Origin of the sequence: Faecalibacterium sp. IP-1-18 (genome assembly GCF_023347355.1) — a bacterium.
In the GTDB taxonomy this organism is placed as follows: Bacteria; Bacillota; Clostridia; order Oscillospirales; family Ruminococcaceae; genus Faecalibacterium; species Faecalibacterium prausnitzii.
Map to the genome: position 1 here is coordinate 2,873,658 of NZ_CP094472.1, position 20,285 is coordinate 2,893,942.

Below are 20,285 nucleotides of genomic sequence, written 5' to 3' on the forward strand. Positions count from 1 at the left end.
AAGCCTATGGCAGATTACAGAAAATCCAGCGTACATTGCCACTCTACTTTGTGTGACGGCAAGAACACCCTGCAGGAGATGGCCGGTGCCGCCTGTGCGCAGGGGCTGACCACCCTTGGGTTCAGCGGCCACAGCTACACAAAGCCCGACCGCGAATACTGCATGACCCCCGGCCGCACTGCGCAGTACCGCGCCACCATTGCCAAGCTGAAAAACGAGTACCGGGGCAAGGTGGATATCCTGTGCGGCATCGAGTGGGATTTGCTGAGCGAGGGCACGCCCAAGGGCTTTGATTACTGGATCGGCAGCGCACACCACCTGTACGGCAAAAATACCGGCAAATACTACGAGATCGATTTCCGCCCCGAGGATCTGCGGGACTGCATCAACAACGATTTTGACGGCGACCCGCTGGCAGCGGTGGAAGCCTATTTTGCCGAGGTGGAGAAGATCGCCGCCAAAAAGCCGGACATTCTGGGACATATCGACCTTATCAAAAAGCTGAACGCGGACGGCAGCTTCTTTGATGAGGAATCCCCCCGCTACAAGGCCGCAGCGCTCAGGGCGCTGCACGCCGCCCGGGAGAACGACTGCGTTCTGGAAGTGAACACCGGCGGCGTATACCGGGGCTACCGCAAGGACTTCTACCCCGGCGCATGGCTGCTGGGCGAGTGGAACAAGCTGGGCGGCAGGGCGCTCATCACCGCCGACGCCCACGACACCGCCGCGCTGACCTTCGGCTTTGACGAAGCCGCCGCCGCCATCAAGGCCGCAGGCTTTACCGCCCTGACCGTGCTGACCGTCAACGGGTTTGAGCAGCAGGAATTATAAAAAAGCAGTTGCGAAACACCTACGGTGTTTCGCAACTACACAAATAAAATTTTTTTAAATCGTTTTACCGCAAAAGAGGCCACTGCACAGTTTTTGTGCAACGGCCTCCTTTTTGCGCGAAGAAAGGAACCCTATGACCCAGACGCGACCCCTGAAAACAAACCTCTTTAACCGGAATGCAGACCTGCTGCACGGGCCTATTTTCAAGAATCTTTTTCTGTTCATGCTGCCCATTCTGGTGTCCAATTTATTCCAGCAGCTGTATAATACCGTGGATACCATGATCGTGGGCAACGTGCTGGGCGATACCGCACTGGCTGCCATCGGCTCCTGCGGGTCCATCTACGAGCTGCTGGTGGGCTTTGGCATCGGCATCGGCAACGGGCTTTCCATCGTGGCTGCACGCTCCTACGGGGCACAGGACGAGGATCTGCTCAAAAGGACGGTGGCCGGGGCGCTGGTCATCGGGCTTTGCGCAAGCTTTGTCATTACCACGGCGGGCTTTTTCGGCCTGCGGCCGCTTTTGCAGCTGCTGGACACCCCCGCCGAAATTTTAGAGGACGCCTACCGGTATATCATCGTCATCGATTTGGGCGTGCTGGTGATGTTCTTTTATAACCTGTGCGCCGGGCTGCTGCGCGCCATCGGCAACAGCGTGATGCCGCTGGTGTTTTTGCTCATCAGTTCGGGGCTGAACGTGGCGCTGGATCTGTGGTTCATTGCCGGGCTGGGCATGGGCGTGCAGGGCGCGGCGGTGGCTACCGTCATTGCGCAGGGCATCTCGGTGGTGCTGTGCATTCTGTATGTGATGCGCCGCGTGCCGCTGCTGCTGCCCGCCCGCAAGCACTGGGCGGTGGGACAGCATTTGTACTGGGAGCTGTTCAGCCAGAGCATCTCCATGGGGCTGATGAGCAGCATCGTGTCGGCGGGGTCGGTGGTGCTGCAATACGGCATCAACGGTCTGGGCACACTGACCATTGCAGGGCACACCGCCGCGCGCAAGCTGTTCTCCTTTACCAGTATGCCGCTGATCTCCATGGCAAACGCCGGCTCCACCTTTGTCTCCCAGAACCGGGGCGCAGCCCAGCCGGAGCGGGTGCGCAAGGGAATGCGCACCATGTACCTGTGCTCGGTGGTCATCATGGCGGCAGAGGTGGTGCTGATGCAGCTTTTTGCCCGGCAGTTGGTGCAGCTGATCTCCGGTTCCTCCGCGCCCCTCGTGCTGGAAAACGGCGCACGGTATCTGATGTGGAACGCGCCGTTCTACGCGGTGCTGGGAGTGCTGCTGTGCACCCGGTACGCTTTGCAGAGCCTTGGGCAGAAGGTGCTGCCGCTGTTTTCCAGCGTCATCGAGCTTGTGGGCAAGGTGATCTTTGTGCTGGTGTTCATCCCGCGCTACGCCTACAACGCCGTCATCCTGTGCGAGCCCATCATCTGGTGCTTCATGGCGGCATATCTCGTGGCGGTGTACCGCCGCGACGCCTTTGTGTATCCAAGAAAGAATCAATAAATAAACAAAAACAAGCACCGGAGCGTCTGCGGACGCTCCGGTGCTTGTTTTTATGATGTTTTTACCATGCGGAAGGTCTTTCCGCGCTTAATGCAGTCCAGCAGCAGGTCGTATTCTGCGGGCACTTCACCGATGACGTTTACCTTTTCGTCTGCGGGCAGGTCAGCGCGCACAAGCTGGATCTCGCCGGAGTAGCGCCCGTAGCCGATGTTGTCCATGGTCACGCAGCGGCGGCGGCGCTCCACGCAGTTGTCCGGCTGCACGCTGTTGCCAAAGCAGGAGTAGAGCCGGGATTCCTGATACCGCACAAGCCCCTTGGGCGAGTCCGGGCGGCAGGTAAAGGTGCGGTCGTACAGGGTCTCATAGCCGGGGCGCAGGGCGACCGGCAGGCAGAGCTCGCCGGTGGTGCAGAAGTGCCGGATATACTCCTGCTCCCGCGCGCTGACCTCCGGGTCGCCCGCAAAAATGCCGTCCAGCCCATAGTTCAGCGCCAAGTCCGCAAAGGCCGCCGAGGGGGCAGCGGTGCGGTGGGCTTCCAGCGTGGGCAGACCCGCGTACAGCGGCCCGCGCAGCAGGGCGTCGCCGGGGATAAAGCCGTACACCTGCAAGCCCTCCGCCTGCAAAGCTGCGGTGCTCTCGCGCAGAAATTCCGGGTCAAGACCGGTCTCCGGGCGGGGGTAGAAGTTGTGCATGGCGATGACCGTGCCGCCGCCCGCCGCCAGCTGCCGTGCCACCTCCGGGGTGGTGGTGGAGGCGTTGACGGCAACGGGCAGCTGCTGCGCAAGGGCGCACATCTGCTCCAGCGAGAAGCCGTAATCCAGCCGCAGACCCCACAGGTGCAGCCGCTTTGCCAGCGCGGTCAGGTCGGCACAGCCGAACTGCCGGATGGTCTTTTCCGACACATCTGCCAGAATGCGCCAGCCCTGCGCGGAGAGAAAATCGCACATTTCCTGCACGCGGGCGCAGTAAGCGGCATCAAATTCTTCGCTGATATGCAGTGAGATAAAAACAGGCGCGCCGCCTGCCGCAAAAGCGGAAAGCGACGCACGCTGTTCCTCAAACTGCGTCAGATACACTGACCGTCCGAGTGTTTTAAGCATTGGCAACGTCCTCAACAGAGACCATTGCGTTGGTCACGATAAAGCCCATGATGTAGCAGATGACCAGACCCACTGCGTAGCAGCCAACGGAAGCAGCCACACCGTGAGGGCCGGCGGTCATGACGAACAGAGCCAGCAGACCGGAGGGGCCCCAAGCGGTAGCAGCCACCTGCATGGCCATGACGAAGGCACCGCCGAAGCCGGCACCCAGACCGGCGCTGATGAAGGGCTTGCCCATAGGCAGGGTGACACCGTAGATCAGCGGCTCGCCGATGCCCAGCAGACCTGCGGGCAGTGCGCCGGTGATAACGTTCTTCAGGCGGGTGTTGCCGCACTTCTTAGCCTTGAAGTAGATAGCGACAGCAGCGCCAACCTGACCTGCACCGGCCATAGCCAGAGCGGGGTACAGGGTAACGTAGCCAAAGCTCTCCAGCTGCACGGAGTACAGAGCAACCAGACCATGGTGCATGCCCATAGCGACCATGGGCAGGAACAGAGCGGTGGAAATATAACCGGCAATGATGCGCACGATCAGGATATCGCTCATGCACAGCTTTTCAACCACCCAGCACAGCGCGGTGGAAACATAGCCGGTAGCGGGCATGATGATCAGGATATAGGGCACGAGGCACAGGATCATGGTGATCAGCGGGGTGAACACGATGTCCAGAGATTCGGGCATCCACTTACGCACCCAGCGCTCGATCTTGACAAGGCACCATGCGCCCAGCACAACGGCCAGCACGCCGCCGCGGCCTGCACGCAGGATGGAATCCAGCGGCACAGCCTCGTTGAAGAGACCCAGAATGGAAGAGATCTTGTTGATACCGTCCAAACCGGTGATCATGCCCAGCATACCGCCCAGAATGGGGGTGCCGCCGAACTTTTCGGCTGCGCGGTAGCCGACCCATGCGGTCAGGTAACCAAGGAAGCAGGTGTTCATCAGACCCAGCAGGGTGCTGATCAGAGCCAGTGCGGGGATGTCAGCGTAGTTCGGCACCACCTGACCGATCAGGGAGTTGATGCCGGCGCACAGACCGGAAGCCACAACGCCCGGGATCAGGGGGATAAAGATATCGCCGAAGGTCTTGAACAGCTCCTTGACCTTGCTCTGCTTCTGCCCGGCCTTGACTGCGGCCTTGTTGGTCTGCCAGTCGTTGGCGGTGGAAGCGGCGGCGTCCGCCGGGATGCCCATGTCGCGGCAGATATCTGCGCACTTGCGGCACTTGCCGGGGCCGACCACGATCTCCACATAGCCGGTACGGTCATGCACGATGCCCATCACGCCCTCGATGGCCTTCAGGCCCTCGTCGTCGATCTTGGCGTCATCTTTAACGCGCACCCGCAGGCGGGTCATGCAGTTGGTTGCGGTGAGAACGTTGCTCTTTCCGCCGACCTTCTCCAGCGCCGCGCGGACCAGTTCTTCATTCGTCATAAGTGGGTCCTCCTTTAAAACAGGTGTATATCCGATGCGGCCTTTGCCGCTAAGGAACTTAGAGATATCTTACAGCACTTCCAGCCGGATGGCCTCCCGCACATGGCCGCGGGCCTTTTCCAGCCGCCGGGCGGCTTCTGCGGCATCGCAGTCTGCCAGCAGCATGGTGATGGCGGTCTTTACGCTGCCGCCCGCTGCGTCAATGGCGGCGCGGGCTTTCTCCCGCTCCACGCCGGTGGCGTCAATGACGATATTCTCGGCGCGGGTGTGCAGCTTTTCGTTGGTCTGCTGCACGTCCACCATCAGGTTCTGGTAGGCCTTGCCGGTGCGCACCATAGAGCCGGTGGAGATCATGTTCAGGATCAGCTTCTGTGCTGTGCCGGACTTGAGCCGGGTGGAACCGGTCAGTACCTCGGGGCCGCAATTCACCTCAATGGCAAGCTCTGCGGCCTTGCCGATGGCGCTGCCGATATTGCAGGCAATGGCGGCAGTGTGGCAGCCCACGCTCTTGGCGTAGTCCAGACCGCCCAGCACATAGGGCGTGCGGCCGGAGGCGGCAATGCCCACCACAAAGTCATTCGCGGTCAGGCCGTGGGCTTTCAGATCCTCAACAGCCAGCTCCCGGCTGTCCTCTGCGCCCTCCACAGCCTCGATAAAGGCTTTTTCGCCGCCGGCGATGAGCCCTACCACCATCTCCTTCGGCACACCGAAGGTGGGCGGGCACTCGGCGGCATCCAACACGCCTAAGCGGCCGGAGGTACCGGCGCCCATATAGAACAGCCGTCCGCCTTTTTCAAAGGCTTCTGCTGCCCATGTGACCGCCTGCGCGATCTGCGGCAGGCACTTGGCAATGGCCAGCGGTACCCGGGCGTCCTCCTCGTTCATGACAGTCACGATCTCCAGCGGGGACATCTGGTCCAGCTGCATCGTGCGCGGGTTGCGGGTCTCGGTGGTCATCCCACTCAGATTCAAACCCATATCCTGCACCTCCAGTTTCCGCCGCACCCCTTGCGGCGTGATTGTGACCAAAGTATAAACTTTTTCAAACAAAATGTCCACAAAAAGACTATTTTGTGGTACAATGTTTTATGCAAGCATTGTTTTTGAAATTTTTGCGTACAAGTACGACTTTTTTGTGCAGCTTGTTCAATCCATCCTGAAATACAACAGAGGTATCTATATGCAGAACGTTCTTTTACGCCTGCGGGAGGTGCAGCCCTCCCTCAGCAGCACCGAGCGGCAGATCGCGCAGTTCATTCTGGAAAACCCGGACGAGACCACCACCCTTACCATCCGGGATCTGGCGCGGCGCTCTTTCTCCTCCCCTTCCAGCGTGGTGCGCATCTGCCGGGTCATCGGCTTTCAGGGCTACAAGGAACTGCGCCACGCCCTGACGCTGGAGCTTGCCACCCTTGGGGAGAACGGCAGCCACCGGGAAAAGGACATCACCCCGCAGGACAGCCTGCAGGAGATCGTGGACAAGGTGACCCACAGGAACATCCAGAGCCTGCTGGACACCCAGCGGTTGCTTTTGCTGGACGAGCTGGAGCAGTGCGTGGAGCTGATCGCCAATGCCCGCACGGTGCTGCTGTTCGGCATCGGCTCCTCGCTGTGCGTGGCAAAGGACACCTACCTGAAATTTCTGCGGCTGGACAAGCCCTGCGTGGTCAACGAGGACTCCCACTCGCAGCTTTTGCAGGCGCGCAACGCCACTGCGCAGGATGTAGGCATCGTGTTCTCCTACTCCGGGCAGACCATGGAGATGATCCAGTGCATCAAGGAGATGAAGGCGGGCGGCGCACCGGTCATCGCAGTGACCCGCTACTACCCCTCCGAGGTGGCACAGCTGGCCGACCATGTGCTGTATGTGGCCGCCAACGAGAGCCTGTTCCGCAACGGCGCCATGTCCTCCCGCCTTTCCCAGCTGAACGTGGTGGATATCCTGTACACCGCCTACGCCAGCCGCAACCACGAGGACACCATGCGCCGTCTGGCCAAGACTCATATCTATAAGCCCGGTGACCCGGAGGTGCTCACCCAGCCGTAAAGCGGAAGCCGCGCCGCAGGGTGCAATAACCAAAGCCCCCGGCCTGACAGAGCAGACCGGGGGCAAGGAAGTATCTCCGGGAATGTCACATGGTAAACTGGATGGCGCAGAAGGCAGCGTAGATGCACAGCAGGATAATGCCCTGTGCACGGGACAGCCTGCCGCGCTTCAGCGCGGGAAGGGTCATGATCATCATGACAGCCAGCATGACCGGGATCTCCAGCACAAGGCTGGAATTGATGCCGAACAGGGTGGAACTCTGCGGCACGGTGAAGGGTGCCAGCGTGACGGACATACCGCTGACCAGCACCAGATTGAACACGTTTGCGCCCACGATGTTGCCAAGGGACAGATCGCTGCAGCCCTTGACCAACGAGGTGATGGCGGTGACCAGCTCCGGCAGAGAGGTGCCCAGCGCCACAAAGGTCAGCGCGATGACCGACTCCGGCACGCCCAGTGCCTGTGCGATGAGGGTGCCGTTATCCACCAGCAGGTTTGCGCCCAGTGCGATCAGCACCGCGCCCAGCACCAGCAGCACCAGCGTTTTGGTAAGGGACATCTCTTCCCCGGCATTTTCGGCCTCGGCCTCCGCTTCGGCGGCGGCAGGGGCTTTTTTCATCTGCAATACGTTTGCCACCATGTAAGCCACGAACATGGCCAGCATCACAAAGCCCAGCGGGCGGGTGAACTCGCCCATGGCGTAGGCAGCCACGCAGTAGATGGCGGCTGCGGCAAAGAAGAAGGCTACCGGCACCCGCAGGGTCTTGGGGTCTACCTTGCCCGGACGGACGGCGATGGTGATGGCGGCGATCAGGGCAGAGTTGCAGATGACCGAGCCGATGGCGTTGCCGTAGGCGATCTCCCCATGGCCGGACACGGCGGACATGGTGGACACCATGACCTCCGGCAGAGTGGTGCCGATAGATACCACCGTTGCGCCGATGAGCAGCTCCGGCAGGTGGAACCGCCGTGCCAGTGCCGAAGCACCGTCCACGAACCAGTCGCCGCCCTTGATCAGGAACAGCAGACCGACGATAAATAGCAATACAGGAACCAGCATAATTTTTCTCCTCTGAATTTTCGCGGGGCGTGAACCACAGAACCGGGAACGGATCGCTCCATCCCCGGTTCTGCACAAGATCGGTCAGTTGGCGTTATTTCTGCATGATGTGGATGGCAAAACCGCCGTACTCGCCCTCAAGATACACATTCTTGATGCGGCCGTCCTCAAAATAGGCGGCAGTCTCCATGCGGAAGCGGAAGCCATTTTCCTCCAGCTCCTCCATCGCAGCCTTCAGGTCGGGGGTGCGCATTGCGATGTGGCCGTTCTTGCCCAGAAAGGGGCTCTTCATGCACTCGAAATAGTTACCGGCAAACTCGGACTTCTGTCCGTGGCGGGGCTCCAAGTTGAACAGCTTGCACAGCAGCAGCGCCAGCTGCTCGGCCTCGCCTGCGTTGTCGGTGTTGATGCCGACGTGCTCCAGCTCAAACGTGTTTTTCATTTGGTGTTTCTCCTGTTACTTCATGGGGAAGATCAGCACAGCACCCACCGTCAGCGCCAGCAGACGGATGAAGTACTGCGGAATGGTGAACTTCCAGAACTCGGTGATCTTGTAGTCGCCGGCGCCCATGATCATGGCGGGCATACCGTCAATGGGCAGGAAGTGTCCGCACCAGCCGGAGACCACGATAGCGGCAGCGGCTGCGGTGGGATCCAGACCCAGATTGACGCAGGTGGCAATGGCCATGGGAGCAAAGACGTACACGGTGCCGATGGTGGAACCGGTCAGGGTGGCCAGCACACTGGTCAGGATGCAGAAGGCGAAGATCAGCACGAAGGGGTTGACGTTGGTGCCCAGCATCTTGGCAACAGTCTCGCCGACCAGACTGGTCAGGCCGGTGTTGCCCAGAGCATCGGCAATGCCGATGACGCCTGCGGACATCAGGATGATGGGTGCGCTGATGGAGTTGCGGATCTCGTTGAAGTCCATGACGCCGGAGATCAGGATGACGCCCACGGCCAGACCGGTGATGGCGTAGCCTGCATCACCGATCTTGCTCTGCAGGATCATGCCCACAACGGCGAGCACAAAGCTGAAGTAGGTGATGAGCTCCTGATTCTTGGTCAGAGCGACCTTCTGCTCACCGGCGTGGAGAGCCTCTTCCTTGGCCTCGGCAATGGGGTGGTCCGGCAGGATCTTGTAGGCCAGGATGCACCACACCAGGAAGCCGATGGACAGGCACAGGTTGACCAGAGAGAACTTGACCAGATTGACGTTTGCCGCAACGCCTGCGCTTTCCAGAACGGCGATCACGATGCCGTACTGCAGAGCGGTGTTGAAGGGCAACAGCGGGTGGTTTGCTGCAAAGCCCGCAGGCATCAGAACCCTGGACGGGGGCAGCTGCTTGGAGTAGGGCAGAGTGGACAGCAGGCCGATGACCAGCACATAGTAGGCGGTGGAACCGGTGCCGAACAGGCTGCAGCCCAGCATAACGATGAGGATCAGCAGGACGTAGGCCTTAAAGCCGCCCTTGCTGGCCATGTTGAACATGGTCTGCTTGAACTTGACGATGAAGCTGGTCTTCTGCAGGGCCGCAATGATGGCCATGAAGGATGCCAGCATGACGATGGTGGGGTTTGCGAAACCGCCGAAGGCGGTCTTAATGTCGGTAACGCCGAACACCACCAGCAGCAGCAGCGCCAGCAGCGGGGGTGCACCGAAGGGCAGTTTATCCACCATGATCAGGATGATCATGAGGACAGTCACTGCCAGAGCAATGATCATGGGAAGTGTCATAGAACGTTTCCTCCTTTTTTGTGTCCGCAGTACCTGTTGCGCAAGAGCCCGACCCTTTGCACAATTCCGATGCGGCTTTCTTGATTAAAAGTATATAGTTTTCCGCTGTGCGTCACAATCATTTTTGGGCTCGTTGTGTTCTTTTTTGAAACATATTCAGAATTTGTTCAATTCTTTTGCCGCAATGTGTCGCTTTTTGAAACATATTGCGGTTAGTTTCGGCTGATTTGTTGCTTTTTGAAACAGGACAAAACCAGAAAAAGCCGCCGCACCGTACGGGGTGCAGCGGCTCTCTCTGGAAGAAAATGAAGAATTGGTTGGGATGGGGATAACTTAGTTGGCGCGGCCGGTCATTTTGACCGCATACTTGATGGCGTTGACAAGGCTCAGCTCGTTGCCGTTGCCCTTACCGGCGTGGTAGAAGTCGGTGCCGTGATCCACGCTGGCGCGGATGATGGGCAGACCCAGCGTGACGTTGACGCCCTCCACGGCCTTCCACTCCTGCTTTTCGCGGTCGTAGACAAAGCCCACGGTCTTGAGCGGGATGTGACCCTGATCGTGGTACATACACACCACGATGTCGTACCAGCCGCCGATGGCCTGCGAGAACACGCTGTCCGGCGGGCAGGGACCCACGACACCGGTGATGCCCTCGGCCTTGGCAGCCTCAATGGCGGGGGTGATCTCCTCGATCTCCTCCCGGCCGAACAGGCCGTTCTCACCGCAGTGGGGGTTCAGACCTGCCACAGCGATGCGGGGGTTCTCGATGCCCATATCCTTGCAGGCCTTGTTGGCGATCTCGATGACCTCCAGCACGCGATCCTTCTTGACCCGGTCGCAGGCTTCCCGCAGGGAAACGTGGGTGGAAACGTGCACCACGCGCAGGTCGTGATGAGCCAGCATCATGGTGTACTTTTTGGTGTGGGTGTAGGTGGCGTAGATCTCGGTATGGCCGTCAAAGTGGGTGTAGCCGTCCGACTTTTCGCCGTGGTAGTACTCCAGTGCCTTGTTCATGGCTTCCTTGTTCAGGGCGTTGGTGCAGGTGGCATCCACCTCACCGGCCATGGCAAGCTCAATGACCTTTTTCACGCACTGGAAGGCTGCGTTGCCGCCCTCCACGCTGACCTTTGCTATCTCGAACTTGCTGATGTCCTCGATCAGATCCAGATGCAGCACGTCGATGGTGCCGGGGGTGAACAGGGCATCCGACACCTTCTCGCAGCGGTGGATGACGATGTCCTCGCGGCCAACGAACTTCTTGGCCTGCTCCATCACCTTCACATCGCCCACCACGATGGGGCGGCAGTAGCTGTACTGCTCCGGGTCAGCCAGAGCCTTGATGGTGATCTCCGGGCCGGAACCGGCGGGATCGCCCATGGTAATACCGACAATGGGTTTATTCATAGCAGCCTTCTCCTTGCTTCAGCGCGTTTCAGTGCAGACCCTTGGCCTCGTTCTCTGCCAGAACCTTCTTGATGGCCTCCATGCCCTCTTCCGGCACATAGTTGAAGGGTGCGCGGCACTTGCCAACAGGGTGACCCTGCAGGGCAACGGCAGTCTTGATGATGGTGTTGGGGTTGCCGTACTTGAAGGTCTGCTGCAGGATGGCAATGGCGTCCTGTGCAGCCTGTGCGCCCTCCAGATCCCCAGCCTTGAAGCAATCGTAGATCTTGGCAACGGTCTCCGGCCAGATGTTGGCGCGGCCTGCAATGCCGCCTGCGCCGCCCTCTTTCAGGCAGGTCAGGATAGCGCCGTCGTTGCCGGCCAGAATGGCAACTTCCTTGTCCAGCTCACGGGTCAGGCGGATGTAGGCCTTTAGGTTCTCGATATCGCCGCTGGAATCCTTTGCGCCTACGATGTTCTCCACGTCACGGCACAGTGCCTGCACGGTCTCGGGCAGCAGCTTGTTGCCGGTGCGGGCGGGGATGTTGTACAGGATGATGGGCAGGTTCACGGCCTTTGCCACGGCGGTGTAGTGATCATACAGCTCCTTCTGGGAGGCCAGTGCAAAGCTGGGGGTGATGATGGACAGTGCGTCTGCGCCCAGCTCCTCGGCACGCTTGCTCAGGCGGATGGTCTCGGCGGTGGTGATGCAGCCGGTGCCTGCGTAGACCGGTACGCGGCCCTTTACCTGATCGATGACAGTGGCAAGGATCTCTTCCTTCTCCTGGAAGGACAGGGCGTAGGCTTCGCCGTTGGTGCCCATGGGGAAGATGCCGTGCACGCCGCCTGCCAGCAGGCGCTCCACCTGCTCGCGCAGAGCCTGATGGTTGACCGTCTGCTCAGGGTCGTTGTTCATGGGGGTGATTACGGGAGGGATGATGCCCTTGATATCGCTGGTTTTCATAAGTCTTTACTCCTTTTCTGTTACATGATCTCCTGATACAGCTTGCGTGCGTCGTCGGCGGTAACGGGGCGCATATTGTTCACCAGCAGGCGCTGTACCTGCATACCGGCGTTGACCAGACCTTCCAGATCCTCGGCAGGCACGCCGAACTCCTTGAGGCTGGTGGGGATATCCAGATGCTTGACGATGTGCTCCAGACGGGCGATCATCCATGCAGTCTTTTCCTCCACGGTGGTGCAGGTCTTTTCCTCGTGGCAGCAGCGGTCATAGGCGGCAGCCAGACGCTCGCGCACGGCGGGGTGCTCGCTGTTGAAGCGCATGACCGGTGCCAGCAGGATGGCGTTGGACACGCCGTGTGCAATGTGGTACTTGCCGCCCAGCGGGTAGCTCAGTGCGTGCACAGCGGTGGTGCCGGAAGCGGTGATGGCCAGACCGCCGTAGTAAGCTGCGATCTGCATCCGGTTCTTCTCTGCCATGGCTTCGGGGTCATCGCAGGCTTTTTCGATGTTGTTCAGGATCAGGTCCAAGCCTTCCAGTGCGTACAGATCGCTGAAGGGGTTGGCCTTGTTGCTGGTAAAGCACTCGATGCAGTGTGCCAGCGCATCCACGCCGGTAGCGGCTGCGATCTTGCGGGGCAGGTTCTTGATCATGCGGGCGTCCAGAATGACGTAGTCCGCGATCATGTTCTCGTTGACGATGCCCACCTTCAGCTCCTTTTCGGGCACAGCCACGATGGCGTTGGGGGTGACCTCGGCGCCGGTACCGGCGGTGGTGGGGATCAGCACGATGGGCACGCACTTCTGTGCCATGCCGGGGTTATCCAGCAGCTCCTTCACGCCGTAGGCGTCGGTCACCAGCACGCTTGCCAGCTTGGCAGCGTCCATCACAGAGCCGCCGCCGCAGGCCACGATGAGGTCTGCACCGGAGACCTTGAACTCGTCCACCAGCTTCTGCACAGCCATGTAGCTGGGCTCCGGGGGCAGCTCGTCCAGCACATAATACTCTGCGCCGGAGGCCTTGACAGCCTCTTCCGGCAGGGCGAACAGGCCAGCGCCCTCAATGCCCTTATCGGTGAACATGGCTACCTTTTTTGCGCCGCGTGCCTTGATGATGGCGGTGATATTGTCCATGGCGTTCTCGCCGCCGTAAACTGCGTGCGGCATTTTAAGATTGTACTGGGTCAACATACTGATCAACCTCCTGAATGATGTTCTGATCTATAAAAAGGATGAAAATTCCGAAAAGCTTTTTCAGCGGCTCTGGGCTGCGGTGGGGTTATACAGACCCACGGTCTCCCGCTTTGTGCCCAGAACGTCCTGCTCCGAGAAGCGGACATACTTGATGCCCTGCCGGGTGCGGGCGGCGTAGGCCAGATGCAGCATGCCGTCCCGTCCCTGCATCAGGTAGGGGTACTCGTACTGCTTGTTGTTGGTCTTGTTCTCATCGCCCATGTAGCCCTCGCCGCGCTCCATCCAGCGGATGATGGGGAAGGTCAGGCCGCCGTCCTCCGAGAGCGCCACCGCCACCGGGCAGCGCAGGCCGGGCCATGCAGCCTTGCCGGGCACGGGGTTGGGGGTGCAGGTGGGGTTGTAGGCAATGGCGATGCGGCCGCTCTGCAGCTTGACCGCACTGATGCTGGAGTTGTTGTTGGGCAGCGGGGTGGGTGCGGGCACCGTCCAAGTTTCGCCCCAGTCAAAGGACTCGCTGCGGTGGATGCGGTAGGCTTCGCGGTTGCGCATGAACGCCACCAGATGCCCCGGCTCCAGCTCGATGACATTGGCGTGGACGTGGCCGTTGCTGCCGGGCATCATGACCATGCGCCAAGTTTTACCCTCGTCGTCCGAGATGCGGAAGGCGGTGGGGTCGCCGGACAGACCCTCGGCAGAGTCGGTGCACAGCCAGTTGGCAAAGATCCAGCGGCCATTGGACAGCACCTGAATGGGCTGGCGGCAGAAGGTGCCCTCCTCCGGGAACACGGTAGTGTAGTCGCCCCATGTTCTGCCGCCGTCGGTGCTCTTCTGGCAGCGCACCACGGCGGTGAACTGCATATTGTCCTTGCCCTCTACGCGGTCCAGCTGGGCGGTGTACATCGCCCACACGGCGTTGTCCGGGCCGTAGAACAGCGAGGGGTTCTGCTCGCTGCGGGTGGGGTCGCCGGAGATATCCACCGGCTCCAGCCACTTGGTGCCGTCATGCGGCAGCACCGAGCAGATGATGTGCACGTCTGCGCTGCCCTCATAAGTACCGGCGAACCAGCAGCAGAGCAGATCACCGTTGGGCAGCTCCACCATGGCAGGTGCGTGGGCGGTGGGCCAGCCGCCGGTGGGCAGCAGGGCCTCCAGCGTGCCCATCTCCTCGTTCTCGTACACGGTGCCGTCCCAAGTCAGGCCGGGCAGTTTTGCATAGGTCATGGTCGTTCTCCTTCTGTTACATTTATCTTCTGTTCCAGCCGCAAAGGGCTGTCTGCTTCCATTTTCAATGCTTTGCAATGCGGTCTGCCAGCTCCACCAGCAGATCCTCCTGCCCAAAGCCGCCGGACTTGGTAATAACGTAGCGGGTGCGCCCCTGATAGGCGAACCGCGCCAGCACGATGCCGCTTTCCAGTTCGCACACCGGTTCCAGCTCCCGTGCGCCCACGCTGTTCATGCACTGCAGCAGGGTGTCGCCGCCGGTGAGCAGCAGCGTACCCAGATGTTCGCTGCCGAACAGCGCCCCGAACATCTGCCCGACGCTGCCGGAAATGCCCACCCGCAGGCCGTCCAAGTCAATGCCCCGGGCGGCGGCGTAATCGGCGGTAAGCTGGTTGCCCCCGGCGTCATTGGTTTCAATAATGCAGCGGGGGTTTGCTGCCAGCATGGCTTCAATTTCAGCCAGCGCAGCCTTGCCGTCGGCGCTTGCCCAGTAGCCGGGTTCCAGCTTCTGCCGGGGGGTCAGCCGCAGGCGGGTAAAGCCTGCCTTTTCGGCGGTGTCCATCTGCCGCAGGGTGATGGGGTTCACGCTGCCGCAGAGCACCAGCAGCCGGGGGTCCAGCTGCGGGACTTCCACCACGCTGCCGTCCGAAAGCCCCAGCAGCTCCGGCAGAAAGGCAGCAAAGCCTGCGCAGCCTGCCAGCACCGGGGGCGTTCCATTCTGGAACAGCTGTCGCCCGGCTGCTTCAAGGTCTGCGGCGGTGGCAGCGTCATACACCAGAATGCCGGTCTTGTCCGATGCCGTCTCACCCGGGCGCAGGTTCTGTGCGGGCATGTCGGTCTGCAAATGGATCAGCTTTGTCACCTCAGCGCAGCGCACCGGTTCGAAGGGGTCGATGCCGAAGGGGCTTTCGTTCACCGGCACACCGTCGATGTAATGGACGCCCTTTTTTGTGGTGCGTCCGATCTGCGGGAAGGCCGGCAGAAAGGGCAAATTGCGTGCGCCGCTTGCTTTGAGCAGGGCGGCAAGCTCTGCGCCGATGTTGCCGCGCAGGGCGGAATCCGTCTTTTTATAGATGCAGCCCACGCCGTTTTCCACCGCGCTGCGGGTCAGCCTTGCAACTGCCTCGGCAGCCTTTGCGGCGGACAGATGCCGCGTTTCGGTATCCACCACCAGCACGGTGCTGCTGCACGCGGAAAGGTCTGCCTGCCCCACCACGACCTGCGTGGGGATGCCGTGTGCCGCAAGCTGTACGCCGGTATCCAGCGCACCCGTAAAATCATCTGCAATCATCAGCAGGCGAAGCATTCGTTCGTGCCTCCTCACTTGTTTTTGTGCTTTCATTATGCCGTATCCACCGCGGGAATGCACCCGGCGCAAGCGGGAAAAGCGTTTCATTTTAGCACGTTTTCAATTCTCTTTTTGTTTTGTTGGCAAAAACGTTCTATTTTGAAACCATATTCTGTTTTCTTTTTGAACCAGACCGTTTATAATAGTTTCAAAGAGAAACACGGAGGGACGTTTTATGGTCGAGACTCACACCCGCATTCTGGGCATTGCCCCCTACGACGGAATGCGCACCGCCATGGAGCAGGCGGCGCAGGCCTACCCCAACGTTGAGCTGGAGGTGTACACCGGCGATCTGGAAGAGGGACAGGCCATCGTGCAGCGCATGGCCCCCAACAGCTACGACTGCATTATCTCCCGCGGCGGCACCGCCACCCTGATCCGGCAGGTGACCGACCTGCCGGTGGTGGATATCCATATCTCGGTGTATGATGTGCTGCGCACCATGAAACTGGCAGAGAACTACACCAGCCTGTACGCCATCGTGGGCTTTCCCAGCATCACCGAACCCGCCCACACCCTTTGCAGCCTGCTGAACTTTGATCTGGACATCCTTACCGTCCGCAGTGCCGAGGAGGTGCGCCATACCTTGGAGCGGCTCAAGCAGGGCGGCTACCGGATGGTGGTCTGTGATATGGTCACCCACACCATTGCCCGGGAGATGGGCTTTGACGCCTTCCTGATCACCTCCGGCATCGAGAGCCTGCACAGCGCCATCGATCAGGCGGTGAACATCAGCACATGGTTCGGCCAGCTGCGGCAGGAGAACCTGTTTCTACGCAGCATCACGCAGGAGCAGGGCGGCCGGGTGGTGGTGATGGAGCCGGACGGCAGCCTGTACTATAATAATATGAAGGACATCTCCCCGGAGCTGCACCGCTGTTTGCAGACCCATCTGCGGGAGATCCCCGCCACGGGCAGCTTAAAGTTCTATTACACCGAGCGTAGCCAGCTGTACAGCATCACAGCACAGGTGCTGCTGATGAACAATGTGCAGCGGTATCTGTTCTACTGCGTGCCCTCCCGCATCCCGCTGCATTCCAACCGCCCGGGGCTGCGGTCGCTGAACAAAGGCGAGTGCGAATATCTTTTCTCTAACAGCTTTTACAGCCTGAGCGGTGCCATGGGCACGCAGGACGCCGAGATCAACGCCCTTGCTGCCGTGCGCCAGCCTCTGTTCATCTGCGGCGAGCCGGGCACCGGCAAAGAGCAGATTGCCCGCTACCTCTACCTGCACAGCGCACTGGTAAACCGCCCCCTCGTGGTGGCGAACTGCGCCTTGATGAACGATAAATCATGGGATTTTCTGCTCAACCACTATAACTCGCCCCTGAACGCCAACGGCAACACGGTCTACTTCCAGAACTTTGAGGCTATCCCGGAACAGTGGAGCGCCGAACTGCTGGCTGCCATCGAGGAGACCGGTCTTGCCCGCCGGGTGCGGCTGCTGTTCTCCCGCTCGGTGCGCCCGGAAGAGCCGGTCTCGCCGGTCACCCGCCGCTTTATCGAGCGGTTGGGCGCGCTGACGCTGGAACTGCCCCCGCTGCGCAGCCGGTCGGATGAGATCCCGTCCCTTTCCAGTTTGTACCTGAACAGCCTGAATCTGGAGCTGGGCAAGCAGATCTCCGGCTTTGAGCCCCGCGCCATCGAGATGCTGCGGCAGTACCCGTGGCCGAACAACTACACCCAGTTCAAAAACCTTCTGCGCTCCCTTGCCACCCTGACGAACGGCCCCTACATCCGCAGCAGCAGCGTGGCAGACCTGCTCTCCAAGGAGCGCAGTCTGCGCAGCGCCCCGGCAGCGCACCCGGCGGCGGTGGTCAGCACCGACACCTCCCGCACGCTGGAAAGCATCATCGGCGAGGTGGTGCAGCAGACGGTAGCCGCCCACGGCGGCAACCGCGCCGCCGCCGCCCGGCAGCTGGGCATCAGCCGCACGACCCTGTGGCGGTATCTGGGTAAAATTGAAGCCGGGGAGCCTACCGACCCCACCTGATGCTTTTGACCCTCAACGGGTTCGTTTTCGGTGCTTCATACGGAGCACCGAAAGAGCGTTTTTCAAAAACGTGCAGCCTGCATCCATCGGATGCAGTTCAAGGGCTTGGGTGTTCCCCAACAAGTATTTTGCAACGCAAAAATGGTATATATATACGTGTGAAGACACCTCTTGTTAGCACTATGAGGCTGCTCAAAACGCCTCCCAAATTTGACAATCATTTTGCAAGAATGATCGTCCGTTTTCAAGCTCAACTTGAAGCAGACGGTTGTTTTTCTGCTCGGAAAAGTTCCGAGTTTGCATTCCGTTGCAAACAGAACGAGCTATCCAGCCCTCTCTTTTTACCAAGGTTTCCATCATTTTTTCTCGCAATCTGCCGAAAGTAGTGTGTTTTCAAAACTTTTTGTTGACACGGCTCGATTTTTGTGGTAACCTACTCCAACAATTTAATATAACATATTTACTTAGAGTTCCAGCTCGGCTCCCGAAGGAGCCGGAGCAAGTTTTTAACTTTCTTATCGCTACATAGCAAACCCGAACCAAGGCCATCCCAGAAGGGATGGTCAGGTTCAGGTTGTTGTGTGGCGATTTTTTATTGCCAAATCCAGCACCGCACCTTGACAACCGCATGACCGTCTGCATGGGATACACGGCGATGACCCTGAGAAGGAGATCCGGAAAACGCTGCCGGAAGGGGGCAGGAAGTCCATGCAGGGAGAACGGCTAAACGTTGATTCCCCAGTTACCAGAAAACAATGTGGTCAAATTGACCACATTGTTTTTCCGTAACGCCTCAATGTCGTTGAAAATCAGGTTGCCAAGATGACAACCTGATTCTGACCGTAACGAAATCAGTGGGTCAAAGTGGCCCACTGAAAAAGCCGGATGAGCTGTTCTGCTGGACAGCTTGCCCGGAGCAAGAGTGCAGAGGTGCGGGTCGCCAGTGGCGACCTCAAAAGGCCGCAGGCATTTTGAAGCACCGACCGAGCCGACAGGCGAGACCGCAGCCCTTTGAAGGGAGTCAAGGGGGAACGCCTTGCCCAGTGATTTGATGCTGTGCGTCATATCCTACTGGGTATTATCTGGCGCAAAACGGCGGCAGATTCAGCAACTTCGCTGCTGCGTTCTCCCTGCCAAGATGTTGAAACGGAGGAATGCCTATCTGAAATTAACACGACACAACGGACGAGCCGGAGCACACGGCACTTACAACCCCAAGCACAATGACCGCAGTTTCAACCTTGCCAACAGTGAGCACATCGACCCGGAACGAGCCAAGGGCAACATCTACTGGGACTGCTTTCACGGTTTCCGCTCGGCTCTTGACCCACAAGACCCGGACGATCTGGCGGCAACCTTCTCGGACGTAGAACGGCAGTTCTACGAAACCCACTACACGGCTTTTGTGGAAAGCCAGAACGAGCGTAACGCCAAGATCCGGCACACAGAGCGCAACCGCTCCATTCCCGACCTGCTGTCCAGCCGCAAGACCTGCCCGGAAGAGACCATCTATCAACTTGGAACGCTGGATGAACACGCTTCGGCAGAGGACTTGCTGAGCGTCGTCACAGAGTTCATCGAGGAGTTCAAGGCCAAGTATGGCGACCACGTTCATGTGCTGGACTGGGCACTGCATCTGGACGAAAGCACTCCTCACATCCACGAGCGTCATGTGTTCGATTGCGAGAACAAGTACGGCGAGGTGGCACCCCAGCAGGAAAAGGCACTGGAAGCGCTGGGCTTCGACTTGCCCGACCCGGAAAAGCCCCTCAGCCGCCGGAACAACCGCAAAATCACCTTTGATGCCGCCTGTCGAAAGATGCTGTTCGAGATTGCCAAGCGGCACGGGCTGGAATTGGAGGAAGAAGCGGAATACGGCAGCCGCAAGTATCTGGAAAAGCAGGACTTCATCCTTACCAAGCAGAAGGAGCAGCTTGCCGCCCAGCAGAGCAAGCTGGATGAGCTGACCCTGAAAGTTTCGGATATGGAGACCCTGCTGGAAGATGTTTCGGCTGCGGCCTATGACAAGGCGGTGGAGGTCGTGACCGATGTGGTGCGCACCGAGACCCGGAAAGAAGATATGCGGATGATCGAGGACACGAAGAAGTGGGTGCTGTCCCCGGAACGTAAGGCTCCGCAGACCACGAGAGAATACGCCGCCCATCGGTTGGACACCGTGTTGGACAAGTTTCTCAAGACCATGCAGACCACTGCCACTCACTTGCAGGAAAAACTCCTGAGACCGGAAATCCGGCAGAAAGGCAAGGAGCAGGTCAGGGAGAAAGCGCGGGATTCCGTTCTGCAACTGCTGAGCCGTTTGCAGGCAGAACAGGCACAAAACAAACCAGCGGCACAACCCCGCACACAGGAGGGGCACTCGGAAATCTGAACTCATCGGGAACGTTTGGGGCAGAAAGCTGGCACTTTCTGCCCCGGCACCCGGTTACAAGGAAACGGAGGTCTGC

The 20,285-nt window shown here is 59.6% G+C and carries 16 protein-coding genes; 5 read left to right on the forward strand and 11 right to left on the reverse strand.

What is annotated here, in order from left to right; all coding sequences use genetic code 11:
- The first annotated feature begins 6 nt into the window (after nucleotides 1–6).
- Entirely contained in the window at nucleotides 7–831 is an 825-nt protein-coding gene (locus MTP43_RS13650) for a histidinol-phosphatase HisJ family protein (protein WP_113621600.1), read from the forward strand.
- Nucleotides 832–964: 133 nt separating this feature from the next.
- Entirely contained in the window at nucleotides 965–2,341 is a 1,377-nt protein-coding gene (locus MTP43_RS13655) for an MATE family efflux transporter (RefSeq protein WP_249234902.1), read from the forward strand.
- A 50-nt stretch (nucleotides 2,342–2,391) separates the two neighbouring features.
- On the opposite strand, the gene MTP43_RS13660 is transcribed toward MTP43_RS13655, so the two are convergent.
- From MTP43_RS13660 to murQ, 3 genes are all read right to left on the reverse strand, one after another.
- Nucleotides 2,392–3,441, reverse strand: coding sequence for a MupG family TIM beta-alpha barrel fold protein (locus MTP43_RS13660; RefSeq protein WP_249234903.1), 1,050 nt, complete (start codon nucleotides 3,439–3,441; stop codon nucleotides 2,392–2,394).
- A complete protein-coding gene (locus MTP43_RS13665; protein ID WP_005922626.1) occupies nucleotides 3,434–4,876 on the reverse strand; it encodes a PTS transporter subunit EIIC in 1,443 nt (480 codons plus the stop codon). The genes MTP43_RS13660 and MTP43_RS13665 overlap by 8 nt, the downstream gene beginning before the upstream one ends.
- Before the next feature lie 69 nt (nucleotides 4,877–4,945).
- Nucleotides 4,946–5,854, reverse strand: coding sequence for an N-acetylmuramic acid 6-phosphate etherase (gene murQ, locus MTP43_RS13670; protein WP_015537575.1), 909 nt, complete (start codon nucleotides 5,852–5,854; stop codon nucleotides 4,946–4,948).
- A gap of 202 nt (nucleotides 5,855–6,056) precedes the next feature.
- Here murQ and MTP43_RS13675 point away from each other — a divergent pair, with 202 nt between their 5' ends.
- Entirely contained in the window at nucleotides 6,057–6,923 is an 867-nt protein-coding gene (locus MTP43_RS13675) for a MurR/RpiR family transcriptional regulator (RefSeq protein WP_249234904.1), read from the forward strand.
- A gap of 85 nt (nucleotides 6,924–7,008) precedes the next feature.
- Here MTP43_RS13675 and MTP43_RS13680 read toward each other — a convergent pair whose 3' ends face one another.
- The 8 genes from MTP43_RS13680 to MTP43_RS13715 form a co-directional block, all read right to left on the reverse strand.
- Nucleotides 7,009–7,983 (reverse strand): calcium/sodium antiporter, encoded by a 975-nt coding sequence (locus MTP43_RS13680; RefSeq protein WP_097783273.1) that lies wholly within the window; start codon nucleotides 7,981–7,983, stop codon nucleotides 7,009–7,011.
- Between the two features lie 94 nt (nucleotides 7,984–8,077).
- Nucleotides 8,078–8,425: a hypothetical protein gene (locus tag MTP43_RS13685; RefSeq protein ID WP_005922633.1), complete on the reverse strand. Its 348-nt coding sequence runs from the start codon at nucleotides 8,423–8,425 to the stop codon at nucleotides 8,078–8,080.
- Nucleotides 8,426–8,440: 15 nt separating this feature from the next.
- Nucleotides 8,441–9,721, reverse strand: coding sequence for an SLC13 family permease (locus tag MTP43_RS13690; protein ID WP_249234905.1), 1,281 nt, complete (start codon nucleotides 9,719–9,721; stop codon nucleotides 8,441–8,443).
- Between the two features lie 333 nt (nucleotides 9,722–10,054).
- Nucleotides 10,055–11,125, reverse strand: a complete 1,071-nt coding sequence (gene pdxA, locus MTP43_RS13695; RefSeq protein WP_015537572.1) for a 4-hydroxythreonine-4-phosphate dehydrogenase PdxA — start codon at nucleotides 11,123–11,125, stop codon at nucleotides 10,055–10,057.
- A 28-nt stretch (nucleotides 11,126–11,153) separates the two neighbouring features.
- On the reverse strand, nucleotides 11,154–12,068 hold the full coding sequence (gene dapA / locus MTP43_RS13700) for a 4-hydroxy-tetrahydrodipicolinate synthase (protein ID WP_005922637.1): 915 nt from the start codon (nucleotides 12,066–12,068) through the stop codon (nucleotides 11,154–11,156).
- A gap of 20 nt (nucleotides 12,069–12,088) precedes the next feature.
- Nucleotides 12,089–13,255 (reverse strand): iron-containing alcohol dehydrogenase, encoded by a 1,167-nt coding sequence (locus MTP43_RS13705; RefSeq protein ID WP_005922638.1) that lies wholly within the window; start codon nucleotides 13,253–13,255, stop codon nucleotides 12,089–12,091.
- A 63-nt stretch (nucleotides 13,256–13,318) separates the two neighbouring features.
- Complete coding sequence (locus MTP43_RS13710; protein WP_097783270.1) at nucleotides 13,319–14,479, reverse strand: sialidase family protein; 1,161 nt, start codon at nucleotides 14,477–14,479, stop codon at nucleotides 13,319–13,321.
- 64 nt (nucleotides 14,480–14,543) lie between these two features.
- A complete protein-coding gene (locus MTP43_RS13715) occupies nucleotides 14,544–15,785 on the reverse strand; it encodes a four-carbon acid sugar kinase family protein (protein WP_117527711.1) in 1,242 nt (413 codons plus the stop codon).
- A 217-nt stretch (nucleotides 15,786–16,002) separates the two neighbouring features.
- On the opposite strand from MTP43_RS13715, the gene MTP43_RS13720 reads away from it, so the two are divergent.
- Both MTP43_RS13720 and MTP43_RS13725 read left to right on the forward strand, forming a co-directional pair.
- On the forward strand, nucleotides 16,003–17,820 hold the full coding sequence (locus MTP43_RS13720; protein ID WP_005922643.1) for a sigma-54-dependent transcriptional regulator: 1,818 nt from the start codon (nucleotides 16,003–16,005) through the stop codon (nucleotides 17,818–17,820).
- A gap of 1,048 nt (nucleotides 17,821–18,868) precedes the next feature.
- A complete protein-coding gene (locus MTP43_RS13725) occupies nucleotides 18,869–20,209 on the forward strand; it encodes a hypothetical protein (RefSeq protein ID WP_080545298.1) in 1,341 nt (446 codons plus the stop codon).
- Nucleotides 20,210–20,285: the final 76 nt, after the last annotated feature.

Excerpts from the sequence above, each read along its gene's own strand:
- MTP43_RS13650 (WP_113621600.1), top strand. The coding sequence starts at position 7 with ATGGCAGATTACAGAAAATCCAGCGTACATTGCCACTCTACTTTGTGT.
- MTP43_RS13655 (WP_249234902.1), top strand. The coding sequence starts at position 965 with ATGACCCAGACGCGACCCCTGAAAACAAACCTCTTTAACCGGAATGCA.
- MTP43_RS13660 (WP_249234903.1), bottom strand. The coding sequence starts at position 3,441 with ATGCTTAAAACACTCGGACGGTCAGTGTATCTGACGCAGTTTGAGGAA.
- MTP43_RS13665 (WP_005922626.1), bottom strand. The coding sequence starts at position 4,876 with ATGACGAATGAAGAACTGGTCCGCGCGGCGCTGGAGAAGGTCGGCGGA.
- murQ (WP_015537575.1), bottom strand. The coding sequence starts at position 5,854 with ATGGGTTTGAATCTGAGTGGGATGACCACCGAGACCCGCAACCCGCGC.
- MTP43_RS13675 (WP_249234904.1), top strand. The coding sequence starts at position 6,057 with ATGCAGAACGTTCTTTTACGCCTGCGGGAGGTGCAGCCCTCCCTCAGC.
- MTP43_RS13680 (WP_097783273.1), bottom strand. The coding sequence starts at position 7,983 with ATGCTGGTTCCTGTATTGCTATTTATCGTCGGTCTGCTGTTCCTGATC.
- MTP43_RS13685 (WP_005922633.1), bottom strand. The coding sequence starts at position 8,425 with ATGAAAAACACGTTTGAGCTGGAGCACGTCGGCATCAACACCGACAAC.
- MTP43_RS13690 (WP_249234905.1), bottom strand. The coding sequence starts at position 9,721 with ATGACACTTCCCATGATCATTGCTCTGGCAGTGACTGTCCTCATGATC.
- pdxA (WP_015537572.1), bottom strand. The coding sequence starts at position 11,125 with ATGAATAAACCCATTGTCGGTATTACCATGGGCGATCCCGCCGGTTCC.
- dapA (WP_005922637.1), bottom strand. The coding sequence starts at position 12,068 with ATGAAAACCAGCGATATCAAGGGCATCATCCCTCCCGTAATCACCCCC.
- MTP43_RS13705 (WP_005922638.1), bottom strand. The coding sequence starts at position 13,255 with ATGTTGACCCAGTACAATCTTAAAATGCCGCACGCAGTTTACGGCGGC.
- MTP43_RS13710 (WP_097783270.1), bottom strand. The coding sequence starts at position 14,479 with ATGACCTATGCAAAACTGCCCGGCCTGACTTGGGACGGCACCGTGTAC.
- MTP43_RS13715 (WP_117527711.1), bottom strand. The coding sequence starts at position 15,785 with ATGCTTCGCCTGCTGATGATTGCAGATGATTTTACGGGTGCGCTGGAT.
- MTP43_RS13720 (WP_005922643.1), top strand. The coding sequence starts at position 16,003 with ATGGTCGAGACTCACACCCGCATTCTGGGCATTGCCCCCTACGACGGA.